This is a genomic window from Blastococcus sp. CT_GayMR20 (assembly GCF_004570345.1).
In genome coordinates, this window is sequence record NZ_SPQM01000035.1 from 1 (window position 1) to 24398 (window position 24398).

Genomic DNA, 24398 nt, shown 5'->3' on the forward strand with positions numbered 1-24398 from the left:
TGACGCGGTTGCTACCCGTACCGAGCCAGAGCAGCTCGGCCTCGGACTGCCGGAGCGCCAGGTACTCGTCCACGGTCACCGCGTGCTCGAACTTGGCCTGCCCGGGCAGCACCGTCACGCCGACGTCCTTGAGCGCCGCGATCAGTCCCGAGATGTCCGCCCGGTCCGCCGGTCGGTCGGGGTCGGGCAGGCGGAACAGCGGACAGCCGCTCAGGTGGATCACGATGGGGACCCGGCGCAACTCGGTGGCGTCGAACTGCGGGGTCAGCAGCTGCCAGTTGATCGGCCGTCGCAGCTGGGCGAGTTGCTCGTGCGACGAGGCGTCGTGGTCCGGGTGCACCTCGCCCATCAGCCAGCACAGCTCGGCCTCCTTGGACTCGTGCGGCTGGACGAGGTGCACCGGCACGACGACGCGGAAGAACCGGTCCTTGCCGGTGACCCAGAGGGCCATGTCCAGCTCGGCGTCGAACGAGGTGACGAAGGCGGCGGCCGGGGGCAGCTGGTCGGTCACCCTGCGGCCGGCGTTGGCCGCCGCCTGGGCCCAGAGCACCTCGGCCGCGCTCTCGTAGAGGTCGTCACGGCGGACGACCTCGGCGGTCACGCCCGTGGACCGCTCCTGTGCGGAACTCTCCCCCTGGGCGCTCACCTGCCATGACCGCTCCGTCGGCGGGAGGTAGATCTCCTCGACCGATTTCGGCAACTGCCGGAGGTTGGGGAACGACGGACGTGGACGGCGGATGCCCTCCGGACCGGTGTTGCCCTGCAGGCTCAGGGTGAGCAGGAGGTCGGTCCAGCCGGGGTAGATGGGGGTGTGCCGCGAGAGGTGGAACCAGGCCACCTCCGTCAGCAACCGCACCCGGTCCAGCCGGAGGCTGCGCAGAGCTGCTCGCCCTCGCGGGTTGAGCCCGTCGGCGACCGCGACGACGAGGGAGTGGACGGCCGAGGCGATGGCCCCGTCCTGCCCGTCCGGGTCCGGGGAGAGCTCGCCGATCAGGTGCTCGAGAAGGGTCTGAGCGTCCTCGACGAGCTCGTCGACCTCGACCTGGCGGGCCTTCTCCCAGCGCTGGACGTCAGCGTTGCCGAAGCTGGCCTCTTCGTCGTCCCAGCGTCCGACCGGCGCGTCACCGTTCGCCTGGACCAGGTGAAAGAGCCGCGTCAGCATGGCCGCGATGCAGACCAGCTCGGCCGCCCGCGGCTCCACCGAGAGTTCGTCCGTCGCAGAGGTCCCCGGTCCCGGCTTCTCTCCCGTCCGCGCGTACACGAGGGCTTTGGTGAAGCGCTGCGCCTGCTCGCTGTAGGTGGGGACGCGCCAGACCGGGCTCTTGGCCAGCGCCCCCTCGACCGCCGACGCGAGCGCTTCAGCGGTGACCCCGGACTCGTCGGGCAGACGCAGGGCTCCCGATCCGAAGATCATGGTCAACCAGGGGAAACCGTCCCACTCCGCGCCACCGGGGGTCCGCCGGCGGCCGTTCAGCAGGCGCAGGGCGTCCGCAGACCGCTGCATCACGTGGCAGAAGCGCGGTACGTTGGTGGCCCGGTCCTTGTTGAAGTACTCGTTCCGGTCCCGGAATCGCTGATGGGGATCCCGGAAGACTCGATAGCTCGAGTTCATCGGCATGCGTCGGAACCCCCGTCGGAGAATGTGGAACCAGGCGGGGATGCTAGCCCGCCGTCGTTCCGGATCAGCCGGCTCGGCGTTCGACGTCGCCGCGGGCCCACCCGCCGATGGCGTCAGCAACCACGTCCAGGAGCGAGAACCCGTCCTCGGTCACCTGGCCGCCGAGCGTGAGCCGCGCCACCGTGGCGCTGGGCTCCGCGACGACACCGGCCGGCACGGTCACGTCCACCCGCCGCAGCAGGCCCGTGCCCTCGACGGCATCGACGAGGTCCCCGGCGCCGCCGGTCCGCGGCCGCTCGTCGGTGACGTGCACGACGACGTGCGACAGGCGCGGCGCCTCTCGGGCCAGCTCCCAGAGTGAGCGGGAGGCGGGTGCGGACATTCCGAGGCAGGCCGCGAGGTGCTCGGTGAGCAGGCAGCTCTCGTCCAGTTCGACGGAGATCCTGCAGGACAGGTGTGTCGACCCCTGGAACCGCGGGTTGACCTCGGTGAACAGCGGCACCCCGTCACGGACGAGGAAGTCCGCACCGAAGGCACCGATGTACCCGCGCGACCGCAGCCACGTCCCGATCCTCGTGACCGCGTCCTGGATCGCGTCGAGCACGGGACGGCCCAGACCCTCGGCCGCCGCGAAGTCGTTGCCGCAGTAGCCGAAGCGCCGGGTCGTGACCCCCGGGATGCCGATCAGCTGGATCGAGGCCGGGTGCAGGGTGACCCCGTCGTGCCAGACCACCGCGCTCACGTTGACCGGGACGGCATCCCCGATGAACGGCGCCACGCTGACGAAGGCCTCGTCCTCGTCCGGCCACACCTCCGCCAGCCGGTCCCCGTCGTCCAGGCGGACCAGTCCGACGCCGCCGGTCGTGCGGCTCCGGCGCAGCATGATCGGGCCGTGCTGCAGCTGCCGGAGGGCTTCGAGCCGGTCGTCGTCGGCGAGGTAGGTCCACGGGATGTGCGGGAGCCCCATCCCGGCCACGGCGCTCTCCACCCACGGCTTGTGCTCGAAAGCCGACTGATGGTCGCTGAAGACGCCGACGTACTCGCAGCGATCGTGCCGCGCGAATCCGAGAGCGGATACGAAGGCCGACGGGCGGTAGGTGAACAGCACCGACGGGCGGGCCAGGATGCGCAGCATCGCCTGGCGCAGCGCGATGACGGCGTCGTCCCGCGGGTGGCTGTCGAGGTCGAAGGTGTCGAGGTCGGGCCGGATCCCGGTGGCGTCCTCGAGCGCCATGCTCTCGACGGTGGTGCGTCGCCGGTACCGGTTGATGATCGAGAAGGCAGCGGAGAACTGCGGGAGCTCGGTAGCGGACTCGACGTCGTCCCCGCGCGTGCCGAACCAGACCAGCTGGCGGTCGCCGATGCGCCGGCTGATCTCCGCCAGGAGCGGCGCGCGTCTCACGTCTGGTCCTCCAGGTACGGCTCGAGGTCGGCCAGCGGCCAGACGTGGACGCCCTCGGGGGTCCAGGTGGCCACCAGGCCGACGCTCGCCTGGGGCGCCAGCGCCCGCACGAGCTGCACGCGGTGCACCGGCACGCCCAGGACGGCGGATCGGACGCCGGCGGCGTCGACGACGAACAGCTCGGCACCCCCGGCGGTCGAGCGGACGAGCGCGATCGTCTCACCTCCCGGGGCGCCTCGGTCGACGTCGACCCCCTGCCAGCCGTCCCTCGGGAGGGAGCCGAGGAGAGCCCCGAGCCGTCCGGGCACCGCCCCCGAGGGACCGTCGGAAAGGATCGTCCCGTCGGTCGACACGCTGAGCAGGCCGTCGTCCGCGAGCGCCGCGGAGACGGCGGGCCCGCCGATCGGCTGCCCCGCGTCGAGCAGACGGCCGCGGGCGCTCAGCCGGAGGACGCGGGTGGACGACGGCTCGGCCACGGCGAGCGCGAGACCCGTGCCGGACGCGCGGAATGCGAGGACCCGCAGGTTTATCGCGGGAAGTCCCACCGGCAGTGGTGTCGCGGGCCAACCCGGTCCCGGGTCGAGCTGCACGTAGCTGACGGCGTCGTCCCCGACGGCCATGAGGAGCCGACGGTCCTGACCGGCCAGGAGTGCGACCGGCCGGTCCAGCGACGTCGGCAGCCGCTGTGCGACACGCCCGTCTGCATCCCGCAGCACGATCGCGGTGTCCTCCAGCGAGGCCACGAGGAGGCGCCCGCGAGCCTCGAAGAGCGCGACGGGCCCGGGATGGGTCACGGACGCGAAGGGCTGACGATCGGTGTCCCAGGTGACCGCAGGGGCCGTCTCGGCGGTGGAGACGGGCTCAGCCGACGGCGGGACCTCGGCGGGGGAGACGGGCTGGGCCGACGGGGGGATCTCGGCGGGGGGAGACGATTCTCCGGTGACAGGGGCCGACGACCCGGGCTGCCCGCCCTCGTACTGCGCACGAGCGAGCAGCACGCCATCGGCCGTCCGCGTGTAGACGACCGGGGTGAGCCAGGCCCGAGGGTCCTCGTCGCGCCGCACCGCCGTACGACCTGCACTCACCGCTTGGTCGACCGACAAGCCCGTGAGCAGTGCCGTTGCGAACGCACGCCCGAAATGCTGCGCCACCCCGTTGGCCACGGGCAGCTGCATCGCGACGACGACCGGGACCCGGCTCCGGGCGAGCGTCTCTGCCAGACTCTGCGCCCCCTCACGGGCCGCAGCCGTGTCACAGGCGTTCAACAGCATCACCTGGACGTCCCGTCGCAGACCCTTGAGGTCCCGCTCGTCCAGGATCGCGGCGCCGCGCCTGCCCTTGCCGTGGAACACCAGACCCGCACCGCCGTCCGACCCGTGGCCGGAGAACTCGAAGATGTCGATCCTGCGCAACTCGTCGACGGCGTCGTCCAAGTCCTCCGACGTGGCTTCACGGAGCACCTTGGACACCACGGCCACGCCGGGAGCGGAGTTGCCGGCGATCGCGGGCTCGAGCCCCCCCAGTTCGCGGTGCCCGCTCACCTTGCCGTTCAGCACGCTGAGGACCCGCAGTTCGCTGTGCGCGACGAGGCTGCGCGGCGCGCTGTTCGAGAGCGGATGCCGAACGAGGGCGACGCGGTCCTCGTCGAGCAGCCACGTGGAGACTGCATTCCTCTCCGCGAGCATGGCGAACTCCCATGGCAGGTGGCGCGGCCAGTCCTCCTCACCGCGGGGGACGACCTGAACGAGACGCAGCCGGACCCAGTCGTCGGGACCGCGGTCATCCACCGCCTTCCGGAACAGCTGCCGGACCTCGCCACGGGGAAGCAGGACGTCCCCGAGGCGCCTTCCCAGTTCACCGATGGCTCGAAAGGAATCCGTCTCCCCCAGCAGCGCGACCGCCGCCTGGATCTCCGCCTTCATCGACTGGACCGAGATCTCTACTTCCGCATCCCCCACGCTGGCGCACTGGGCCACCACGTGGACGGACGTGCCGCGCCACGCCTGCGTGACGACGAAGTCGACGGATTGCGGCACCAGGTCTCCTGCCTACGCCTCCGAGCGAGGTGAACCAGCAAGGTAGCGAACCCCTCCGGCGCCTCCGGACCCCTGGGAGAACCGCTGACGAGGTCAGCGGGCGGACGACGGGTCCTCCCCAACGACCCTGGAAGGGGTTCCGTCATGTCGACGGATGGACGAGCGCCGCAGGCGCACAGCACGACCGGCCGGTCCACCACGCGGTGGCAGCGCCGGGCACTCATCGCGCTCCTCATCGCGGTGGCCGTCCTGCTGACGGCCGGGTGCACCGGCTCCACGCAGCCGGACGACGGCGTCGGGCCGGGCCCCAGCGCCGCCCGGTGCGAGTCGGTCGCCGGGTACGACCCGGAGCCCGACGGGCGCTACGAGGTGCTGATCGTGGACCGCACGGCCAGCCAAGCCCCCCGAGCGATGCCGCCGGCCGTGGTCGAACGGCTCCGTGCGGCTCAGGAGGCCGATCGCACGCTGATGCTCATCGGGGTCGACGGCCCCGGCATCGAGCCCCGGTTGGGCCGGACGCTCCCGCTGGATCCGATGCCGGAGAAGACCTCGCGCCGTGCGGACGACGTCCGCACGCTCGTCCTCGACTGTGTCCAGACGTGGATCGAGGACGACGGACTGCTTCCGACGGCAACCGGGTCGGATCAGCTGGCGGCACTGGCCGCGGCGGGTCGTCAGCAGCCCGAGGAGATCCTGGTGATCTCGGACGGCGTGAGCAGCAGTCGTCTCATGGACCTCGCTGCCATCGGGTACGACTCCGACGCCGCGTCGGTCGCCGCGGCGTTGTCGTCGGCCGGCGTGCTGCCGCGCCTGGGCGGCGCGACGGTGCTCTGGGCGGGCCTGGGGGAGACGACGCTGGCGCTGTCCGAGGCTGCCCGGGCAGGTCTCGAGACGCTCTGGACCCACGTGCTGGCGGCCGCGGGCAGCACGGCCTCCTTCGACCGCCGGTTCCAGAGCTCCGAGGCGGGGGCGACGGCAGGGTTCGACGGTCTGCCGGAGGACCCGATGCCGAGCGAGGAGCCGTTCCACCTCGAGGGCGCCGGGGCGAGTTGCTTCCGGTTGCCCAGCGGCACGGTCTTCGGCCCGAACAGCACGGAGGTCGTCTCGACCGCCGGCCTGGAGCAGGTGGCGGCCACGCTCACCCAGCACCCGGGGTGGGTCGCCGTCGTCTCGGGTCACGTGGCCGACTACGGGCCCGTTGACGGACAGGTGCCGTTCTCGGAGGCACGGGCGCACGCCGTCGTCCGCGTCCTGCGAGACCTCGGGGTCCCGGAGTCCGTGGAGTTGGTCGCCCTGGGCTACGGCGCGACCCGTCCGGTCGAGTCCGAGTGGGTCGACGGAGTGCACGACGAGGCCGCCGCCGCCAAGAACCGGCGTGTCGACGTCCTCTACGGGGACCCTGCGTCGGTCGACCCCGACATGGAGTGCGCGCAGGGCTGACGCAGGCGGACGGGCTCCAGGCAACGTGCCTGGAGCCCGTTCGCACGGCGGCCAACTAGCATTCGCGCATCCCGTTCGCGTGAGGAGCAGCTCCGTGGTCACTGGCATGGCGCTCGTGCGAGCGATCCGCGATGAACAGGCCGAGCCCCCGTCGGGCATCCGCACGCTGGGTCTGGACAGAACCCACCGGTGGCTGCGCTCGGTGGAGCCTGGTCGCGTCCTCCTGGACTGGCTCGTGGACGACGCCTACCTCAACCTCGAGGGGGCGGTCATCTGCAGCTGGATCGCCGCCCTGGGGGACCAGGCACTCTTCTTCGCGGCGTCCACTCTCTGCGCCGACGGCGAGGGCACGCGGATGGCGCAGTTCGACGTCCGTCTCCTCGAGAACATCACCGGCGGTTCGGTGGCCGTCGAGGCGCGCGTGCTCCGGCGCGTCGAGGACCGGCTGCACTGCGAGTGCTCGTTCACGGTGGACGGCGACCTGAAGGCACTCATGATCGCGACCATCGACGTCGTCCCTGCCTGATCGGGGCCGACCGGTCGGTCACCGCCGCCGCGCCTCAGTCCTCCTGACCGCCGAGGACGCTGTCCCACTCGGCGAGCAGCGGACCACTCTCGGGCCCTCGCGCCGGCTGGTCCAGCCACTCCTCCACGGCTTCCAGCGCCGCCTGCACGGTCTCCGCGTCGACGACGCCTGCCGTCACGGCGAGGGCTCCAGGCATACCGACGTCACCCCAGGATCCGTCCGGCGTCCCCAGCGAAACACCGTGGTCCCGGAGGTGCTGGAGCCGGACGAGTGCGTCTTCTGCCGCTCTGCGCGCGGCATCCTGGATCTCCTCCGCGTCCTCCCACAGCTCTGCGGCGGTCAACACCGCGCCGGTCCGCTGCCAGCTCCAGCTCTCGACGACCAGGCGCTCGGCCATGGCGAGGTCCTGCCCGCGCGACGTCCCCCGTTGGCCGGGGTCACGCTCGGGGCTGTGCAGCGTCACCACGAGCGAATCAGGGCCTCGGCCGAACAACGGCACGCGCGCGACCAGCCCACGGTCTGACGCGTCCGGCTGCACACCTGCGGCGGACCACTGGCGACCGGTCCGGGGATCCGTGACGGACACGGTGAGGTCGCGCACGTCACCGTCGGTCGTGCGCACACCCTGCGCCAGCGGGACGGTCACCTCGAGCAGGTCCTGCTCCTGGAGGTGGACGGACAGGATCTCCGGCTCCCGGGCGCTGCGCCACGCGAGCACCCGTGGGGGGACCAGGGACAGATCCACGGCCGTCGCCGACACCGCACGGCCGGAACGCATCGCGCCGGCGGAGTCCGGCAGGACATTGGTCCAGGCCACCTGCAGATCGGCCAGGGCAGCCCTGGCCGACATCTGGACGGCCATCTCGCGGACCTCGGCGCGGTCCGGGTGGCCCGAGGGGAGCAGATCCGCGGCCAGACTGGTCGCCGTACCGACGAGGTCGCACACCGGTCCGGGGAGGAGCCCGTCGAGGACCTGGTCGCCGTACGAGACGAGTACCGACGTGCTGCGGGACAGCAGTCGCGCCGCCTCCGCGTCATGACCGGCCGCATGCCAGGCCAGGGCTTCGTCGATCGACAGGAGGGTCTCGTCGATGGGTCGCACGAACCACCGGCGCACAGCGGCCACCAGGCCGAGCCGCGCCGCACCGTCGGGGACGGTCGGCATGACCAGACGTCGGGGCGAACGATCGCCGGACTGCACGAAGGCCTCGACCTCGCCCGTCCACTCCCCTGGCCCCAGGAACGGGACCAGAGCCGCGACCTGCCCGGGGGACGCCGCCGACCACGCCACGAGACGCTGCGGATCGCCGCCGTCCACCTGGAAGGCGATCCCGTCGGCCACCCGTACGGCACCGGGGGCCACCGCGGGCGGTCGGTACGACCACCAGGCGATGCCCCCGCCCTCGGTCTCGACCAGCCCGCCGAGGTTGCGTCGAGCCATCGTCACCGGTTGCTTCCCTCCTCCGTCGACACGTCTGGCCGATCGCTTCTCACAGCGGTTCTCCCGGTCCGATCCCCAGGAAAGCCCAGAGATCCGGTTCTGCGAGGAGCGCCTCCCGGAGCAGCCGCACCACTTCGACGCCCGCCGTGGCCGGGCCGTCGGCGATCACGTCCAGTGCCGTGTTCGGCGGCCAGCCCGCTACCCGCTCGCTCAGCCAGCGGCCGACGTCGGACACCGCAGCCTGGATCTCGTCCGTCGTCGGGTTGCGCAGGATGACCGCCGCGCAGATCGCCTCCCACGAACCCTTGGCCTCGAGCCTGCCGGCGACCCGCGCCAGGATGGCCCGCTGCTGTCCGGAGCGCAGCTGGGCCCACGCGTGGTCGGCGGCGGCCGGCCCGGGTGACGCCCGGCCCGCGTCACCCGCTGCGCCGGGGGCCGTGAAGTCCGTCAGGGTTTCGCGTCGTCCGCGGACCTGGGCACGGTCGTCGTGGTCACGCTGCACGAAGCCGATGTTCTGGTAGAGCAGGCCGAAGAGCTTCTCGACCCGGCTGCCGGCAGCGGTGGCCCTCAGCGCCTGCCGCAGGGTCTTGACGGCGGCCTCCTGGAGGATCTCCTCGGCGTCCGTGCGCGCCCACCGACCCCAGAGTGGCCCCCGGCCGACCTCGCGGTGCGCCTCGTCCAGGAGGCTCCGCAGTCGCGCCTGTTCGTCCTCCGGGACGACGTCACGAGGGTCGACCGCGGCGACGGCGCCTGAATTCATCTCGTAGGCCAGATCGACGAGCACGGCCCGCGCGTCCGGAGACGGCTCCGTCCCGGCGAAGGTCAGGACCCAGTCACCGAGCTGGTGGCGCACGGCCTCCACGAGCGCCGGCTCGATCTCTCCCTCGACGAGGGAGGCGACGTCGAGGGCCGGTCCGCGGGAGAGCAGCTCCTCCCGGACCGCTGACGCCAGCCGGTCGCGCGAGTCGTTCTCGAATTCTCGCCGGACCGCGGTCGGCAGGCCCTCAGGGCAGAGGTGGCGCTCGAAGATGAGGCGCCCGGTGTGGACGCTGTACCGAGCCAGCGGCCCGGCCAGGTCCTCGAGGAGCCGCGCCAGCCCCTCCAGCACATCCGAGTCGTGGAGGGGCCGGCGTACGTCCTTGCGCGCGGCAGCCGCGACCGCGTCCCCGAGACGCGCGCGCACCGGTTCCAGACGGGCGAGCCCCGACACGCTCGCCCGCACTTGCTTCGTCAGCACCCCGCGATTGACACCGGCGGTGTTGGCGGGACGCCGCAGCCACGCGTCGATGAGGTCATTGCGGCTCAGGCCCTCGAACCTCAGGTCGACCTGCGTGCCGTCGGGACGTTCGAGCCACCACATGTCCCGTCGTCCCCCCGCGGCCGAACTCGTGATCGCGCCGGAGTATGCCGCACCCGCACGGCGGTGGCGCTCCGGTCCCGGCGGCGGGAGAACCGCTGCGCCCTTCGCACGGCCCGCACAGGACGGGCCGCCATCGAAGGGACCACCCATGACCGCCGCCGCCGCGACGCCCCGTCGCCCCGCTCGCGCCGTACGCACCGCCTCCCCCCGCGGACTGCACCGCGCGCCCGAGGTCCGCACGTTGCACGTCGTCGACCTGGAGAACCTGATGGGCGACGTCCGGACCGGCGACGACGCCGCCCAGGTGTGGGACACCTACTCGGCGGCGCTCGGCGTCGACCGGATGCACCACGTGATCGTCGGCAGCGGACCATCGCTGGCCGCCGTGGCGTGGTTCCGGTTGCCCCACCAGGGAATCCGGCGGGTTCTCGGCCACGGAGTGAACGGCGGGGACCTGGCGCTCCTCGCCGAGATGGCCGATGCCGAGCTCACGACTCGCGCGTACCAGCGGCTGGTCATCGCCTCCGGCGACGGGATCTTCACCGCCGCTGCGCACCGCTTCCGCACCGCCGGGCTGCACGTGGTCCAGGTCGTCGGGCGGGGTCGCCCGCACCCCAACCTCGCCCAGGCCTGCGACGAGCAGGTCCACCTGCTCCTGCCCCCGTCCCCCTCCGCGGCGCCCAGCGCCTGACCGAGCCGGCGGCGCGGGGCCTGCCGTGCTCCCGCAGGCCCCGCGTCGCCCTTGTCCCTGCTGCTGAAAGGCGGTCCCTTCTGTGGCCGACGTCCTGTCCCTGCTCCTCGTGATGGCGATCCTCGTGGCTGCGCTCGGCCTCATGGTGCGTGGCGCCCGCCCCCGCACCGGCGAGGGCCGCTCGGGAGCCCACCGGCCGCGCGCGCTGCGGCGCTACGCCGACCCTGGCCTCACCGGGTCGGTCGGACTGCTGGTGGTGGCCCTGGGTGGGCTCGCCACCGGCAGCGTCACCGGGGACCCGTCCGCCGGCGCGGGACTCGGGATCCTCGTGGGTGTCGCCACCCACGTCTCGTGCCGTGCGGCCGAGATCGTCCTGGGGCTGATCGGCGCGGCTGCCGCCCTGCAAGCGGCCGTGCAGGTGACCAGCGCGGGTTGCTGGGCGGTCGGGGCGACCGCCCGGTGGCTGACCGTCGGGCTCGTGACGCTCACGTTCGCCGCCACCTTCCTCGTCGGCCGGCATCTGCCCGGCAACGTCCGGTCCACCTCGGTCGCCACCGCCGGCCTCGGCCTCTTCGCCGTCCTGGAGGTCGTCGCCTTCCTCGTGAGCCCGCTCGGCGTGCCCATCGCCGCCAGCGGTCCCGGTGCCGTGACGACGTCTGCGCTGGCCGCGGCCGCCTTCGGGCTGGGTTCGGGGTACGCGCCGGTGCTGGGGCCCCTGCTGCTCGGGGCCGCGGTCTCGCTGATCGGTGGCGGCGCGTCCGCTCTCGTCGGCCAGCTCTGCCCCGGCGTCCCGGCCGCTGTGGCCCTCGGGACCGCCGTCGCCTTCACGGCGGTCGCCGGGACGGCGGTTCTTATCCGCCGGCATGTGCTGTCCGGCTGACCGGCTACCCGGCCTTCCGGTCAGCTACCCGGGCGCCTTCCTGCGGAAGCTCGACGGATGGCACCGCCGGTCCGCGCAGCAGCCGCCCACCGGCCAGGGCCAGCACCCCGGCCACGGCTGCGGCCACCGCGGGGACGGCGAAGGCGGTCTCCGCTCCCCAGGCGTCGACTGCAGCGCCGGCGACGGCAGACCCCATCGTCACTCCCACTGTCACGCCCGTGACCACCCAGGTGAGCGCCTCGGTCAACGCTGATCGCGGCACCCGGGACTCCACCAAGGACGTTCCGGCCACCAGCACCGGCGCGATCGCCAGTCCCGCCACGAACCCCACGGGGACGAGGCTGACCAGTGAGTCCACGGCGAACAGCAGCTGCGCGGCGACCGCGAAGAAGACGGCGCAGCCGATGAACCTGGCCCCGAGGCTGCCGGGAAGGTGCACGACGCCGTAGGCGAGGCCCGCGACCAGGCTGCCGAACGCGTAGACCGCCAGCGCGAGCCCGGCCAGCGCCGGAGCGCCCTCCGCCTCGGCGTAGGCCACGACGACGACGTCCATGGCGCCGAAGACGCACCCGACGGCCAGGTACACGATCGCCACGAGGAGCACGGTCACGTTGCGCAGGACCGGGCGGCGCCGGGGGGCGTCCACCTCCACGGGCTCCACGGGGGGCTCGGTGTCCCGCAGTCGGGAGAGCCAGATCCCGCCGCAGAAGCCGATGACCACGCCGGTGAGGAACCCGACGGGTGGGTTGATCAGCGTCGCGAGCAGCGTGACCAGCGGCGGCCCGATGACGAACACCACCTCGTCGACGACCGACTCGAAGGCGAACGCCGTCTGCCTGCTGTCAGGGTCGAGTGCACCCGCCCAGCGCGCCCGCACGACCGAGCCGACGTTCGGGCCGCTCGCTCCGGTCAGCCCGGCGAAGACGAACCAGGACCACTGCGGCGCGCCCACCGAGACGGCCGCGACGAAGGCGATCCCGAAGACGAGATACCCGGCGAAGGCGACCTGCAGGACGCCGCTCTGGCCACGCCGGTCCATCACGCGGGCCCACTGCGGGCTGGCCAGGGACATGGCCATGGCGAGCGTGCCGGCCACGGCACCGGCGAGGCCGTAGCTGCCGGTCTCGCCCTCGACGAGGAGCACGGCGCCGAGGCCGAGGATGGGCATGGGCAGGCGGGCCAGCCAGCCGGCGAAGGAGAAGGCCGACGAACCGGGGACGGCGAAGAGCCGGACGTACGGACTGAAGATCGTGCGGGGCGACACGGATTCTCTCGCGCTCTCTGGCCACAAGCGAGTGCGGTGGTGCTCCGCCGGTCTCTCGGGTGGCAGCGCGAGCCTAACGGCGGATCACCGGCTCCCGGACCGATTATCGCGTTCGGGCACTACATTCGGTCTGTGACCTCATCGAGCCCACTGCCCGATCCGCGGGTGCGCCCCACCGTGGACGCCACCCCGGGGAGTGGCGGGCTGGTGGACCGGTTCGGCCGGGTCGCCACCGATCTGCGCGTCTCGCTGACCGACCGCTGCAACCTGCGCTGCTCGTACTGCATGCCGCCGGAGGGGCTGGACTGGTTGCCGAAGGTCGAGGTCCTCACCGACGAGGAGATCTCGCGACTGGTGCGCATCGGGGTGGAGCAGCTCGGCATCACCGAGGTCCGTTTCACCGGAGGCGAGCCGCTGCTGCGCCCGGGCCTCGTCGGCATCGTCGCCGCCGCGACGTCTCTCTCCCCACGCCCCGAGGTCAGCCTGACGACCAACGCCATCGGCCTCGCCCGCGTCGCGCCGGCCCTGGCCGCCGCCGGGCTGGACCGGATCAACTGCAGCCTCGACACCGTCGACCGGGACCGCTTCAAGCAGCTCACCCACCGCGACCGCCTGGACGACGTGGTCGCCGGTCTCGCCGCAGCCCAGGCGGCCGGCCTCACGCCGGTGAAGGTCAACGCCGTCCTGCTGCGGGGGATCAACGAGGCCGACGCCCTCCCGCTGCTCGACTTCTGCCTGGAGCACGGCTACCAGCTGCGCTTCATCGAGCAGATGCCGCTGGACGCCCACCACGCCTGGACGCGCGGCGAGATGGTCACGGCCGAGGACATCCTGGAGCGGCTCTCGTCGGCGCACACCCTGACGCCGGACACCGAGGCCCGCGGCTCGGCGCCGGCCGAGCGGTGGCTCGTGGACGGCGGACCGGCCACGGTCGGGGTCATCGCGTCGGTGACCCGGAACTTCTGCGGGGCCTGCGACCGCACCCGGCTCACCGCCGACGGCCAGATCCGCAACTGCCTGTTCGCCCGCGAGGAGTCCGACCTGCGGACCGCGATGCGGGAGGGGGCCACCGACGAGGAGCTGGCCGACCGCTGGCGGATCGCGACGCTGAGCAAGCTGCCCGGTCACGGCATCGACGACCCGAGCTTCCTGCAGCCCAGCCGGCCGATGTCGGCGATCGGCGGCTGAGTCGCTGATGACCGTCACCGTCCGGTACTTCGCCGGGGCGCGGGCGGCCTCAGGGGTGGACACCGAGGCGCGCGAGGCCGGGACCCTCGACGAGCTCGTGGGCCAGATGGTCGACGAGCACGGGGAGAAGCTCGGCCGGGTGCTGACCGCCTGCTCGTTCCTGGTGGACGGAACCTCCACCCGGGACCGCACGTTGGCGCTGTCACCCGGGGCGGTGGTGGACGTCCTGCCCCCGTTCGCGGGCGGATGAAGGACGACCACCCTTCCCCCACGCCCCGGAAGCTCGGCGCGGGACCCTGGAGGATGGCCGTTCCGGTCCGCACCGGTCGGACGGCGCTCGAGCAGAGGAGGGGCCGATGAGCATCTTCGAGAAGGTCAAGGTCAAGGCGCAGGAGCTCCTGGGCCGCGCCGAGCAGGTCTACGGCGAGAGCCACGGCGACGCCGCCGCCTCGGTGGCGGGCGAGGCCAACGTGCTGGAGGCCGAGGCCGAGGAGGAAGAGTTCGAGCGCGAGGAGCGCCGCCGCGACGACGACGGTCTCGCCGGCACGCGCTGACCCTTCGCCGATGCGCGCCGAGCAGGTGACCGACGCGGTCGCCTTCCACGCGGAGGGCCCCGTGTGGTCGGCGAGCTGGGGCGGCCTGCGCTGGGTGGACATGCTCGCCGGCGACGTCCTCTCGCTGGGGTGTGACGGATCGGTCCGCCGCACCCACGTCGGCGACGTCGCGGCTGTCGTCCGCCCGCGCCGCGGCGGAGGTGCCGTGATCGCCGTCGAGCGGGGATTCGCGCTCGAGGACCCCGACGGGAACCTCACCACGCTGGACCCCGTCTGGACCGACCCCTCGGTCCGGATGAACGAGGGCGGCTGCGACCCGGACGGCCGCTTCTGGTGCGGCTCCATGGCCTACGACCAGCGACCGGGCGGCGCTGCCCTCTACCGGCTCGACCCCGACGGGTCCGTGCACGGCGTCCTGGACGGCGTGACGGTCTCCAACGGTCTGGAGTGGAGCCCCGACGGATCGCTGGCCTACTACGACGACACGGCGACCCACCGCACCGACGTCTTCGACTACCACCCGGACGCCGGGCTGACCGGGCGCCGTCCCTTCGTGCAGTTCCCGGACGACGGCAATCCCGACGGCCTGACCGTCGACGCCGAGGGCGGAGTCTGGGTGGCGCTGTTCGGCGGCGGCGCCGTGCACCGCTACCGCCCCGACGGCGTCCTCGACGAGGTGGTGGAGGTCCCGAGCGCCCAGGTGACCGCCTGCACCTTCGGCGGGCCGCGTCTCGAGCAGCTGTTCATCACCACGTCCCGCGAGGGGATGGGACCCGGCGACGACCCGCTCGCCGGCTCGCTGTTCCGCGCCGACGTCGGGATCGCCGGTCTGCCGGTCCGGGAGTTCTCCGGCTGACCGAGCCCGAACAGCGGTCACCCCCGTCGATCAGGGGGATGATGACCGGCATGATTCCGGACGGAATCGCCGACGTCACCCCGTGGCGCGACTGGTCGTCCGCGGCCGACGCGGGGGTCCGGTTCCTGCACGGATATCTCGGCTGGGACGTCTGGCTCGTGACCCGGATCGAGGGGAACCGCTGGATCATCCTGCGCGCCCACCCGTCGTCCGTGGTGGAGCTGGGCACGGAGTTGGCATGGGATTCCAGCTTCTGCCGGCAGATGCACGAGGGCAACGCTCCCCGCGTGGCCACGGTGACGGCCGCCGTCCCGGCCTACGCCGGCCGGGTGACCGGCCCCCTGCGCGGCATCGCCGCGTACGCAGGGGTGCCCGTCCTCGGCACGGACGGCGGCCTCTTCGGCACGGTCTGCGGCCTGGCGTCGCGGGCGCAGCCGCGCAGTGCCGCCCGCGATCTGCCGGTGGTCGAGATGGTGGCGCGGATGCTGAGCACGCTCTTGGCGGCCGGACTCGAACCGCCGCCGGTCCCCGAACCGGCGCCGCGGCCAGCCGGTGCCCTGCTCAAGGACAGGCGACCGCCAGGGGAACACCCGGCGATGTGACCACCCCGTAGCGCGGCGCCCGCCCGGCGTGGCGGTGAACCGGCTTCCTGTCGCCGGCCAGGTCGGGGAGGGTGGTCGGCGACGGGCAGTGCCGCGCGTCCCTCAGCTCCTTCCACGACCCACCGAAGCAGCGGAGACACCCATGACCCGTTCCCCGGACCACGCCTCCATCCAGATCGAGACGGACGGCCGGACCCTGGCCACCGCCGAGGTGCACCGGACGGACGCTGCCGGCGTCGTCCACTCCGACCTGCACGTCGAGTCCGGGCAGTTGCCGGCCGGGACCCACAGCCGCCTCGTCGACGCGGTGCTGGAACACCCGGACGTCGGTTCCGCCGACCGCCTGCTGGCCACGATGCCGCTGGGCGACACCGAGATGCTGGCGCGCGTGCGGGAACGGTGCGACGACGTGGAGGCGCACGCCGCCGGTGCCACGAAGATCGTCGAGGCGCGACTGGAACACGGGAGGACCCACCCCTAGGGGCAGGCGACCCACTCCTCCTCGCCGTCGGTGAAGACCTGCCGCTTCCAGATCGGCAGCCGCTTCTTCACCTCGTCGACGAGCTCCGCACAGGCCGCGAACGCCTGACCGCGATGGGAGGCGCTGACCGCGCAGGCCAGCGCGATGTCGCCGATGCCGAGCAGGCCGATCCGGTGCGACACGGCCACGGCGTGCACGTCCGGCCGTGCGGCGAACTCCTCGGCGAGCTCGGCGATCACCGCGGTCGCCGTCGGGTGGCCCACGTACTCGAGCTCGGTCACCGACCGCCCGCCGTCGTGGTCGCGAACCACACCGGCGAACGAGACGACGGCGCCGGCGGCCTTGTCGGCCACGGCTTGCTCGTGCTCGGCGACGGAGAGCGGCTCGTCGACCACCTGGGCGATCACGGCGCCGAAGGTACTCCGGGCGGCGGGACGTCGAGGTCCGCCGGATCGGCCAGGCCGGTGCAGTCGACCTCCGTGACGTCGTGGGCGGCCAGGTAGCGGCGGGCCCCCTCGTCGCCGGTCAGCGTCTCCATCACCCCCGCCCAGTGGTCCCGTCCGAGGAGTACCGGGTGGCTCCGGACGCCGTCGTAGGTCGCGACGGCCAGGGCGTGCGGGGCTCCGTGGGCCCGCACCGCCGCCAAGGCCTCCGGCGTCATCCCCGGCATGTCCACCAGCGTGACCAGCACCGCGTCCACGCGCCCGGGCCAGCTGAGCGCGCCCTTGAGGCCGGTGGCCAGCGACGACGCCATCCCGCTCTCCCAGTCCTTGTTGGCCAGGAGGGCTGCGCCGGAGAGGTCGGCCCGCTGCCAGACGTCGACGGCCTGCGCGCCCAGGACGACGAGGACCGGGTCGCACACCGCCCGCGCCGTCCGCACCGCCCGCTCGACGAGCAGGCTGCCCTCGTGCTCGACCAGGGCCTTCGGCATGCCGTAGCGACGTCCGCCCCCGGCGGCGAGGACGACGGCGGCAACGATCGGCGAGTCCACGTGCCCAGCCTCTCAGCGTGCGTAGACGGCGACCTCGGAGGCCTTCACGGTCGCCCACACCTGGCTGCCGGGCGCGAGGCCCAGCTCGGCGAACGCCGTGGCGGTCACGTCGGCGACCAGCGGCACCTCTCCGGCCAGCTCGCAGCGCACCGTCACCCCGTGCGGGGTCGCCCCCACCAGCGTCGCCGGCCACACGTTGCGCGGGCTGCCGTCGGGCCGGGACAGGTACAGCGCCACCGACTCGGGACGGACGGCGGCGAACACCGGCCCGTGCACGTCCTCGGCCACCGCCACCTCGCCGCCGGCGTCCAGCCGCACGACGCCGCCCGTCCCGGTGCCGGCGAGCAGCGAGAGGCCGACCAGCCGGGCGACGTAGTCGGTGCGCGGGCGCCGGCTCACCTCGGCCGGCGTCCCGGTCTGCACGGCCCGGCCGTGCTCGACGACGACGACGCGGTCGGCGAGCGCCATCGCGTCCACCGGGTCGTGGGTGACCAGCACGGTGCTGCCGCCGAACGCCGCGAGGTGCCGTCGCAGCTCCGCCCGCACGACCAGCCGGGTGCGGGCGTCCAGCGCGGACAGCGGCTCGTCGAGCAGCAGCAGCGCGGGGTCGCCGACGAGCGCCCGGGCGAGCGCCGCCCGCTGGGCCTGGCCGCCGGAGAGCTGGGCGGGGCGGACATCGGCCAGCCCCTCGAGCCCGACCCGCTCGAGCCAGGCGGCCGCGGCCTCGTGCCGGGTCCTCCGGGGCATCCCGCGCGTGCGCAGGCCGAAGGCGACGTTCTCGCCGACGCTCAGGTGCGGGAACAGGAGCGCGTCCTGGAAGACGACGCCCAGCGCGCGCCGGTGCGCGGGCAGGTGCGTTCCCGCGGGGACGTCGTCCCACGGCTCGCCGTCGACGGCGACGGAGCCGCCGTCGGGCCGCAGCAGGCCGGCGAGCACCCGCAGGACCGTCGACTTGCCGGCCCCGTTCGGCCCGAGGACGGCGAGCACCTCCCCGTCGGCCACGGTGAGGTCGAGCTGCAGGTCGAGGGAGCCGCGGCGCACCGCGACCGAGGCGTCGAGCGTCACGCGACGGCCCGGCCCAGCCAGCGGTCGCGCAGCAGGAGGAGCGTGCCGAGCGAGACGGTCAGCAGCACCAGGGAGAGGACGATCGCGGCCTCGGGATCGCGCTGGAGGGCGAGGTAGACGGCCAGCGGCATCGTCTGCGTCGTCCCCGGGAAGTTGCCGGCGAAGGTGATGGTCGCGCCGAACTCGCCGAGCGCCCGGGCCCAGCAGAGCACCGCGCCCGCGGCCACGCCGGGCGCGACCAGCGGCAGCGTGACCCGACGGAACGTCGTCCAGCGGTCGGCGCCGAGGGTGGCGGCGACGTCCTCGAAGCGGGCGTCGGCGGCGCGCAGCGCCCCCTCGACGCTGATCACGAGGAACGGCATGGCGACGAAGGTCTCGGCGATCACGACCGCGGTCGTGGTGAACGGGATGGTGATGCCGAAGGCGTCGTCCAGCCAGCTGCCGACGATGCCCTGGCGCCCGAGGACCAGGAAGAGCGCGACGCCGCCGACGACGGGCGGCAGCACCAGCGGGACGGTGACCAGGGCACGGAGCACGCTGCGGCCGCGGATCCGGGAACGGGCCAGCACCCACGCCAGGGGCACGCCGATCAGCAGGGAGAGCAGCGTGGCCAGGGTGGCCGAGACGAGCGACAGCCGCAGCGCCTCGCCGACGCCCGGCGCGGTGAGCTGCGGACCGAGGTCCGACCACGGCGTGCGGATGAGCAACCCGGCGACGGGCAGGACCAGGAACGCGACGCCGAGGGCAGCGGGGACCAGCAGCGGCGCGGGGATGCCGGTGCCCTCGCGGGCCCGGGTCACGGCTGGCCGAAGCCGGCGTCCGCGAGCACCTGCCGGCCGGCGTCGGAGAGCACGAGGTCGACGAACGCCTGCGCCGCGACCGGGTTCGGGGCGTCGGTCAGTGCGGCGATGGGGTACCGGTTGGCCGCCCCCGACGCCTCGCTGAACGCGAAGGCCAGCACCGTGTCGCCGGCCGACCGGATATCCGAGACATAGACGAGCCCGGCGTCGACCTCGCCGAGCTGCACCTTGGTCAGCACCGCGCGCACGTCGTCCTCGTAGGTGTCGGGGACGTCGCTCAGTCCCGCGCGGTCGAGGACCTCGGCGGCGGCCGCGCCGCACGGCACCTCGGGCGCGCAGACGGCGAGGGTGAAGTCGTCGGGCACGAGGTCGGCCAGGCTCGGCTGTCCGCTCTGCGGCGGTTCGATCCCGAGCGGGTTGTCGCGGGGGGTGGCGATCATCAGCCGGTTCACGGCGAAGACCTCGGCGTCGTCCGCCAGCCCGGTCTCCTCGGCGCGGGTCATCTGCGCCTCGTCGGCCGAGGCGAACACGTCAGCGGGGGCGCCCTGCTCGAGCTGCGCCGCCAGGGCCGAGCTGCCGGCGAAGTTGAACTGGACGTCGAGCGTCGTGTGGTCCTCCTCGAGGTGCTCGCCCAGCTCGGTGAACACGTCGGTCAGCGAGGCCGCGGCGAACACGGTGAGCGTGCCGGACGGGTCCTGGGCCTCCGCTGCCGTCGCCGATGCCGACCTGGCCGGCTCGGGTGATGCCGCCTCGGAGCCGGTGCAGGCGACGAGGCCCAGGACCGCCACCGCTGGCAGCACGACCCGGGCGCGCGTCCTCATCCGGTCCTCCGACGGCCACGGCGCGACCCTTGCGGTCCGCATCTGCGGCGAAGTGAGCCACACGATGCCGTGCCCGCGCAAGTCTTTCCCCCGAAACCGCCGCATCTGCGACTCGGGAAGTTCAGGGGACGTCGACGCTCACCTGCGTGGCCTTGACCGTGGCGACCGCGCGGACACCCGGCTCGAGCCCGAGTTCGTCGGCCGCCTCCCGCGACATCAGCGACACCAGCCGGAAGGGGCCGGCCTGGATCTCGACCTGGGCCATGACCGCGTCCCGCACCACCCGCGTGACGATGCCGGTCAACCGGTTGCGCGCCGACGACGGCGTCGCACCGGGCGCGGGTGGCTCACGGAGCTGCGTCGCCACCCGGGCGAGGTCGGCGCCGTCGACGGTGGACGGTCCCCCACCCTGCCGGGACGACGCCAGGCGGCCGCTGTCGATCCAGCGGCGGACGGTGTCGTCGCTGACACCGAGGAGCGCGGCGGCCTCGGCGATCCGATAGGAAGGAGGCACGGCCAGACCGTAGCCGCACCTGTGGACGAATCGCGTCGTCCACAGCGGACCCGAGGTCCCGTCAGCGTCTCCAGGCAGCATGCCCGACATGGCGAACGAGCGTGGCTGCCCGACCTCCTGCGGCACGGCTGGGCCGTCGCGGTCCTCGTGGGCGACCGCGACCTCACCCGGCGCCTCGCGGCCGAAGCAGGTGCCCCCGCGACCGGATGACAGACGCTTTCCCGGACGCGCTGCCGGCACGGGAGGCCGTGGCGAGCCACACCGTTTGGCGGCACGCGGCCGGGGGCAGCCTCGACCGGTGCCACCACGCCGACCCGTGCCCGACGACGACAACCCCGCCGGCGCCACGGCCTCGGTCCGCACTCGCAGGATCCGCGAGTTCGCGCGCGAGGTGCTCGGCTTCGAGGAGTTCCGCCCCGGCCAGGAGGCGGCGATGCAGGCGGTGGTGGCGGGCACGGACACCCTCGCCGTCCTTCCGTCCGGCGCGGGGAAGACGGCGGTCTACCAGGTGGCCGGCCAGCTGCTCGAGGGCCCGGTCGTGGTGGTCTCCCCGCTCATCGCCCTGCAGCGCGACCAGGTGGAGCGGCTCGCCGAGATCGAGGACCGGGCCGGGCGCGCGGCGCAGCTCAACTCCACGATGTCGGCGAGCGACCAGCGCGAGGTGCTCGAGTCACTGCAGGACGGAACGGTCCGCTTCGTGTTCCTCGCCCCCGAGCAGCTGACCAAGCCGGAGGTCGTCGACGCCGTCCGGGACGCCAAGCCGGCGCTGTTCGTCGTCGACGAGGCGCACTGCGTCTCGGCCTGGGGCCACGACTTCCGCCCCGACTACCTGCGGCTCGGCGGGGTGATCGAGCAGCTCGGGCATCCCACGGTGCTCGCGCTCACCGCGACCGCGGCGCCGCCGGTCCGCGCCGAGATCGTCGAGCGTCTGGACATGCGCGATCCGGCCGTCGTGGTCGCCGGGTTCGACCGCCCCGAGATCCGGCTGGAGGTCGACCACTACGCCGACGCCTACGGCAAGCAGCAGGGTGTCCTCGATCGCGTGCTCGCCGAGATCGGGGAGAGCCGCGGTCCCGGGATCGTCTACGGCGCCACCCGCAAGGGCACCGAGGAGATCGCCGAACAGCTCACCGACCGCGGCCTGCGGGTCCGGCCGTACCACGCGGGCCTGCGCAAGGCCGACCGCGAGGACACCCAGCGGGCCTGGATGGAGGACGAGCTCGACGTCGTCGTCGCGACGACCGCGTTCGGCATGGGCATCGACAAGCCGGACACCCGCTTCGTGATCCACGCCGAGCCCGCCGACTCCCTCGACAGCTACTACCAGGAGATCGGCCGGGCCGGGCGGGACGGCGAACCGGCCCTCGCCGTCCTCGTCTACCGGCAGGAGGACCTCGGCCTGCGCCGGTTCTTCGCCGCCGGCACCCCGGCGGAGGAAGAGCTGCAGCAGGTGGCGGGGCTGGTCCAGGCCGCGGCCGCCGCGGGCATCGAGGACGGCGTCGACGTCAAGGACCTGCGCGAGGAGACCGGCCGGGCGGCCACCCCGCTGGCCCGCGACCTCAACCTCCTCGAGCAGGTCTCCGCCGTCGTCCTGGACGAGGACGGCGCCGCGCACCCCGCCGCCGACGCGCCGCCCCCCGGGGAGGCCGCCGCGGCCGCCCGCGAGCTCGGCGAGCACCACGAGCGGGTCGACCAGAGCCGCGTCGAGATGATGCGCGGCTACGCCGAGACGACCGAGTGCCGGCGCCAGTTCCTGCTCGGCTACTTCGGCGAGCAGCTCGACGAGCCGTGCGGCAACTGCGACAACTGCTCGGCCGGCACGGCCCAGGACCACCCCGGAGCCGACGACCACGACACCCCGTTCCCGGTGGAGACGCCGGTGGAGCACACCGAGTGGGGCCCGGGCGTCGTCATGCGGGTGGAGGACGACCGGCTCGTCGTCCTCTTCGACGAGGTCGGCTACAAGACCCTGGGCCTCGCCGCCGTCACCGAGAACGACCTGCTCCGGGCGCGAATGTGACGGGGAAGCCGGGTAAGGGGGCCGAACCGGTCCGGCGACAAGGAGCCCCAGCGTGAAGGTCCTCGGCATCAACGCCCTCTACCACGACCCGGCGGCGGCGCTCGTCGTCGACGGGAAGGTCGTGGCCGCCGCCGAGGAGGAACGCTTCAGCCGGCGCAAGCACGGCAAGCGCCCGCTGCCGTGGAGCGCCTGGGAGCTGCCGGAGCTGTCGGCCGCGTGGGTGCTCGCCGAGGCGGGCCTCACCCCGGCGGACCTCGACGCCGTCGCCTACTCCTTCGACCCGCGGCTGATGCCCTCGCCGGAGCAGACCGGCCTGTACGACGAGGGCGACGTCATGCGGAAGATGTACGCCGAGAAGGCGCCGTCCTTCCTCGCGCACTACCTGCCCGGCCTGTCCGAGGACCGCGTCCACTTCGTCCCCCACCACGTCGCGCACGCCGCCTCCGCCGGCCTCGCCGCGCCGTACCCGACCAACTCCGTGCTCGTCCTCGACGGGCGTGGTGAGGCCGTCAGCCACCTGGCCGGGCGCTACTCCGGCGGCGACCTGGAGGTGCTCGCCAGCCAGGCGCTCCCGCACTCCCTCGGCCTGCTCTACGAGGACCTGACCGAGCACCTCGGCTTCCTCCGCAGCAGCGACGAGTACAAGGTCATGGCGATGGCCTCCTACGGCAAGCCACGGTTCGCCGGCGAGCTGGAGCAGTACGTCCACGCCACGGACGACGGCGGCTTCCGCACCGAGCGGATCGACTTCGCCGAGTTCGCGCCCCGCCTGGGCAAGGGAGACGAGTGGACCGACGCGCACGCCGATCTCGCCGCCAGCGTCCAGCTGCGGCTGGAGGAGACGATGCTCGACCTGGTCCGCTGGCTGCACCGCCGCACCGGGGACACGGCGCTCACGCTCGCCGGTGGGGTCGCCCTCAACTGCGTGGCCAACAGCCGCATCCACGCCGAGGGCCCGTTCGACCGCGTCTGGGTGCAGCCGGCCGCCGGCGACTCCGGCACGGCACTGGGCGGAGCCCTCTCCGTCGCGCACGACCTCGGCGACCGCACCGAGCCGATGCCCGGCGCGGACCTCGGTCGAGGCTGGACCGAGGAGGAGATCGAGAGCTGGCTCATCACCGCCGCCATCGACTACGAGAAGCCGCACGACGTCGCCGACGCGGTCGCCGAGGTGCTGGCGAACAACGGGATCGTGGCCTGGTTCCAGGGCCGCAGCGAGTTCGGCCCGCGGGCCCTGGGCCGCCGGTCGCTGCTGGCACATCCCGGGTACGAGGCGAACCTGGAGCGGATGAACAACGTCAAGGGGCGGGAGCAGTTCCGGCCCGTGGCGCCGATGGTCCTGGCCCAGCGGGCACCGGAGATCTTCGGCCGCGGACCGATCCCGTCGCGCTACATGCTCTTCGTCCACGATGTCGCCCCCGAGTGGCGCGACCGCATCCCGACCGTCACCCATGTCGACGGCACGGCACGGATCCAGACCGTCGACCGGGCCGAGGACCCGCTCGTCGCCCGCATGCTCGAGTGCTTCGAACAGCGCACCGGGCTGCCGGTGGTGGTCAACACGAGCCTGAACACCGCCGGCCGGCCGATGGTCGACGATCCGCGCGACGCGTTGGAGTGTTTCGGTTCGGCACCGGTCGACCTGCTCGCGATCGGACCGTTCACCGTCCGGCGCAGCAGGTCCACCCTGGCCACGCCGGCGCACTGAACCGCTCCGGCGCCAGCGGGCGAACGCTCGTCGCGGCCGACCGGCCGCGAACGGTTCGGGGCCGTCCGGCCTGATCGGTTGTGCTCCACCCCTTTGGGCGACAACCGTTTTTCGCCGGTGGGACGGGGTAATCCCGTTCC

General features: G+C 73.3%; 24 protein-coding genes. 12 read left to right on the forward strand and 12 right to left on the reverse strand.

The genetic code is table 11. The features are described from left to right. From E4P40_RS10495 to E4P40_RS10505, 3 genes are all read right to left on the reverse strand, one after another. Window positions 1–1618, reverse strand: a 1618-nt coding sequence (locus E4P40_RS10495; RefSeq protein WP_135158582.1) for a hypothetical protein, incomplete at its 3' end; no start/stop codon positions are given. A 64-nt stretch (window positions 1619–1682) separates the two neighbouring features. Beyond that, the gene (locus E4P40_RS10500; protein WP_135158583.1) at window positions 1683–3020 is read right to left on the reverse strand and encodes an ATP-grasp domain-containing protein; all 1338 of its coding nucleotides are present in this window, start codon (window positions 3018–3020) and stop codon (window positions 1683–1685) included. Beyond that, window positions 3017–5056 (reverse strand): CHAT domain-containing protein, encoded by a 2040-nt coding sequence (locus E4P40_RS10505; RefSeq protein WP_135158584.1) that lies wholly within the window; start codon window positions 5054–5056, stop codon window positions 3017–3019. Before E4P40_RS10505 ends, E4P40_RS10500 begins: the two co-directional genes overlap by 4 nt. 144 nt (window positions 5057–5200) lie before the next feature. On the opposite strand from E4P40_RS10505, the gene E4P40_RS10510 reads away from it, so the two are divergent. Beyond that, window positions 5201–6496: an OmpA family protein gene (locus E4P40_RS10510; protein WP_135158585.1), complete on the forward strand. Its 1296-nt coding sequence runs from the start codon at window positions 5201–5203 to the stop codon at window positions 6494–6496. A gap of 94 nt (window positions 6497–6590) precedes the next feature. Continuing rightward, complete coding sequence (locus E4P40_RS10515; RefSeq protein WP_167762184.1) at window positions 6591–7022, forward strand: hypothetical protein; 432 nt, start codon at window positions 6591–6593, stop codon at window positions 7020–7022. Window positions 7023–7056: 34 nt separating this feature from the next. Here the strand turns inward: E4P40_RS10515 and E4P40_RS10520 are convergent, their stop codons facing one another. Next, window positions 7057–8469, reverse strand: coding sequence for a hypothetical protein (locus E4P40_RS10520; RefSeq protein WP_135158587.1), 1413 nt, complete (start codon window positions 8467–8469; stop codon window positions 7057–7059). A gap of 43 nt (window positions 8470–8512) precedes the next feature. Next, window positions 8513–9823: a hypothetical protein gene (locus E4P40_RS10525; RefSeq protein WP_135158588.1), complete on the reverse strand. Its 1311-nt coding sequence runs from the start codon at window positions 9821–9823 to the stop codon at window positions 8513–8515. Between the two features lie 148 nt (window positions 9824–9971). Between E4P40_RS10525 and E4P40_RS10530 the strand changes: the two genes are divergently transcribed. Beyond that, window positions 9972–10514, forward strand: coding sequence for an NYN domain-containing protein (locus E4P40_RS10530; RefSeq protein ID WP_135158589.1), 543 nt, complete (start codon window positions 9972–9974; stop codon window positions 10512–10514). Window positions 10515–10596: 82 nt separating this feature from the next. Further along, window positions 10597–11394 (forward strand): hypothetical protein, encoded by a 798-nt coding sequence (locus E4P40_RS10535; protein ID WP_135158590.1) that lies wholly within the window; start codon window positions 10597–10599, stop codon window positions 11392–11394. Between the two features lie 4 nt (window positions 11395–11398). Here E4P40_RS10535 and E4P40_RS10540 read toward each other — a convergent pair whose 3' ends face one another. Continuing rightward, window positions 11399–12658: an MFS transporter gene (locus tag E4P40_RS10540; protein ID WP_135158591.1), complete on the reverse strand. Its 1260-nt coding sequence runs from the start codon at window positions 12656–12658 to the stop codon at window positions 11399–11401. Window positions 12659–12790: 132 nt separating this feature from the next. On the opposite strand from E4P40_RS10540, the gene moaA reads away from it, so the two are divergent. From moaA to E4P40_RS10570, 6 genes are all read left to right on the forward strand, one after another. Next, window positions 12791–13846: a GTP 3',8-cyclase MoaA gene (gene moaA / locus E4P40_RS10545; protein WP_209305264.1), complete on the forward strand. Its 1056-nt coding sequence runs from the start codon at window positions 12791–12793 to the stop codon at window positions 13844–13846. 7 nt (window positions 13847–13853) lie between these two features. Continuing rightward, window positions 13854–14096: a MoaD/ThiS family protein gene (locus E4P40_RS10550; protein ID WP_135158592.1), complete on the forward strand. Its 243-nt coding sequence runs from the start codon at window positions 13854–13856 to the stop codon at window positions 14094–14096. A gap of 106 nt (window positions 14097–14202) precedes the next feature. Continuing rightward, window positions 14203–14400: a hypothetical protein gene (locus E4P40_RS10555; RefSeq protein WP_135158593.1), complete on the forward strand. Its 198-nt coding sequence runs from the start codon at window positions 14203–14205 to the stop codon at window positions 14398–14400. A gap of 10 nt (window positions 14401–14410) precedes the next feature. Then, complete coding sequence (locus tag E4P40_RS10560) at window positions 14411–15256, forward strand: SMP-30/gluconolactonase/LRE family protein (protein WP_135158594.1); 846 nt, start codon at window positions 14411–14413, stop codon at window positions 15254–15256. Window positions 15257–15306: 50 nt separating this feature from the next. Then, window positions 15307–15858 carry a histidine kinase gene (locus tag E4P40_RS10565; RefSeq protein WP_209305265.1) on the forward strand — a complete coding sequence of 184 codons (552 nt, stop codon included), beginning with the start codon at window positions 15307–15309 and terminating at the stop codon, window positions 15856–15858. Window positions 15859–16000: 142 nt separating this feature from the next. After that, window positions 16001–16339 (forward strand): hypothetical protein, encoded by a 339-nt coding sequence (locus tag E4P40_RS10570; protein ID WP_135158595.1) that lies wholly within the window; start codon window positions 16001–16003, stop codon window positions 16337–16339. On the opposite strand, the gene E4P40_RS10575 is transcribed toward E4P40_RS10570, so the two are convergent. The 6 genes from E4P40_RS10575 to E4P40_RS10600 all read right to left on the reverse strand — a co-directional run bounded on the left by E4P40_RS10575 (window position 16336) and on the right by E4P40_RS10600 (window position 20530). Continuing rightward, window positions 16336–16746, reverse strand: a complete 411-nt coding sequence (locus E4P40_RS10575) for a molybdenum cofactor biosynthesis protein MoaE (RefSeq protein ID WP_135158596.1) — start codon at window positions 16744–16746, stop codon at window positions 16336–16338. The genes E4P40_RS10570 and E4P40_RS10575 overlap by 4 nt on opposite strands. Beyond that, window positions 16743–17330, reverse strand: coding sequence for a nucleotidyltransferase family protein (locus tag E4P40_RS10580; protein ID WP_135158597.1), 588 nt, complete (start codon window positions 17328–17330; stop codon window positions 16743–16745). Before E4P40_RS10580 ends, E4P40_RS10575 begins: the two co-directional genes overlap by 4 nt. A 12-nt stretch (window positions 17331–17342) precedes the next feature. Beyond that, the gene (locus E4P40_RS10585; RefSeq protein WP_135158598.1) at window positions 17343–18395 is read right to left on the reverse strand and encodes an ABC transporter ATP-binding protein; all 1053 of its coding nucleotides are present in this window, start codon (window positions 18393–18395) and stop codon (window positions 17343–17345) included. Beyond that, window positions 18392–19195, reverse strand: coding sequence for an ABC transporter permease (locus E4P40_RS10590; protein WP_135158599.1), 804 nt, complete (start codon window positions 19193–19195; stop codon window positions 18392–18394). Before E4P40_RS10590 ends, E4P40_RS10585 begins: the two co-directional genes overlap by 4 nt. Next, a complete protein-coding gene (gene modA / locus E4P40_RS10595) occupies window positions 19192–20016 on the reverse strand; it encodes a molybdate ABC transporter substrate-binding protein (protein ID WP_135158600.1) in 825 nt (274 codons plus the stop codon). Before modA ends, E4P40_RS10590 begins: the two co-directional genes overlap by 4 nt. 121 nt (window positions 20017–20137) lie before the next feature. Beyond that, complete coding sequence (locus tag E4P40_RS10600; RefSeq protein ID WP_135158601.1) at window positions 20138–20530, reverse strand: TOBE domain-containing protein; 393 nt, start codon at window positions 20528–20530, stop codon at window positions 20138–20140. Between the two features lie 316 nt (window positions 20531–20846). On the opposite strand from E4P40_RS10600, the gene E4P40_RS10605 reads away from it, so the two are divergent. Together E4P40_RS10605 and E4P40_RS10610 are read left to right on the forward strand one after the other, a co-directional pair. Further along, the gene (locus tag E4P40_RS10605; protein WP_135158602.1) at window positions 20847–22550 is read left to right on the forward strand and encodes an ATP-dependent DNA helicase RecQ; all 1704 of its coding nucleotides are present in this window, start codon (window positions 20847–20849) and stop codon (window positions 22548–22550) included. Window positions 22551–22602: 52 nt separating this feature from the next. Beyond that, complete coding sequence (locus tag E4P40_RS10610; protein WP_135158603.1) at window positions 22603–24258, forward strand: carbamoyltransferase C-terminal domain-containing protein; 1656 nt, start codon at window positions 22603–22605, stop codon at window positions 24256–24258. The last annotated feature ends 140 nt before the right edge of the window (window positions 24259–24398 follow it).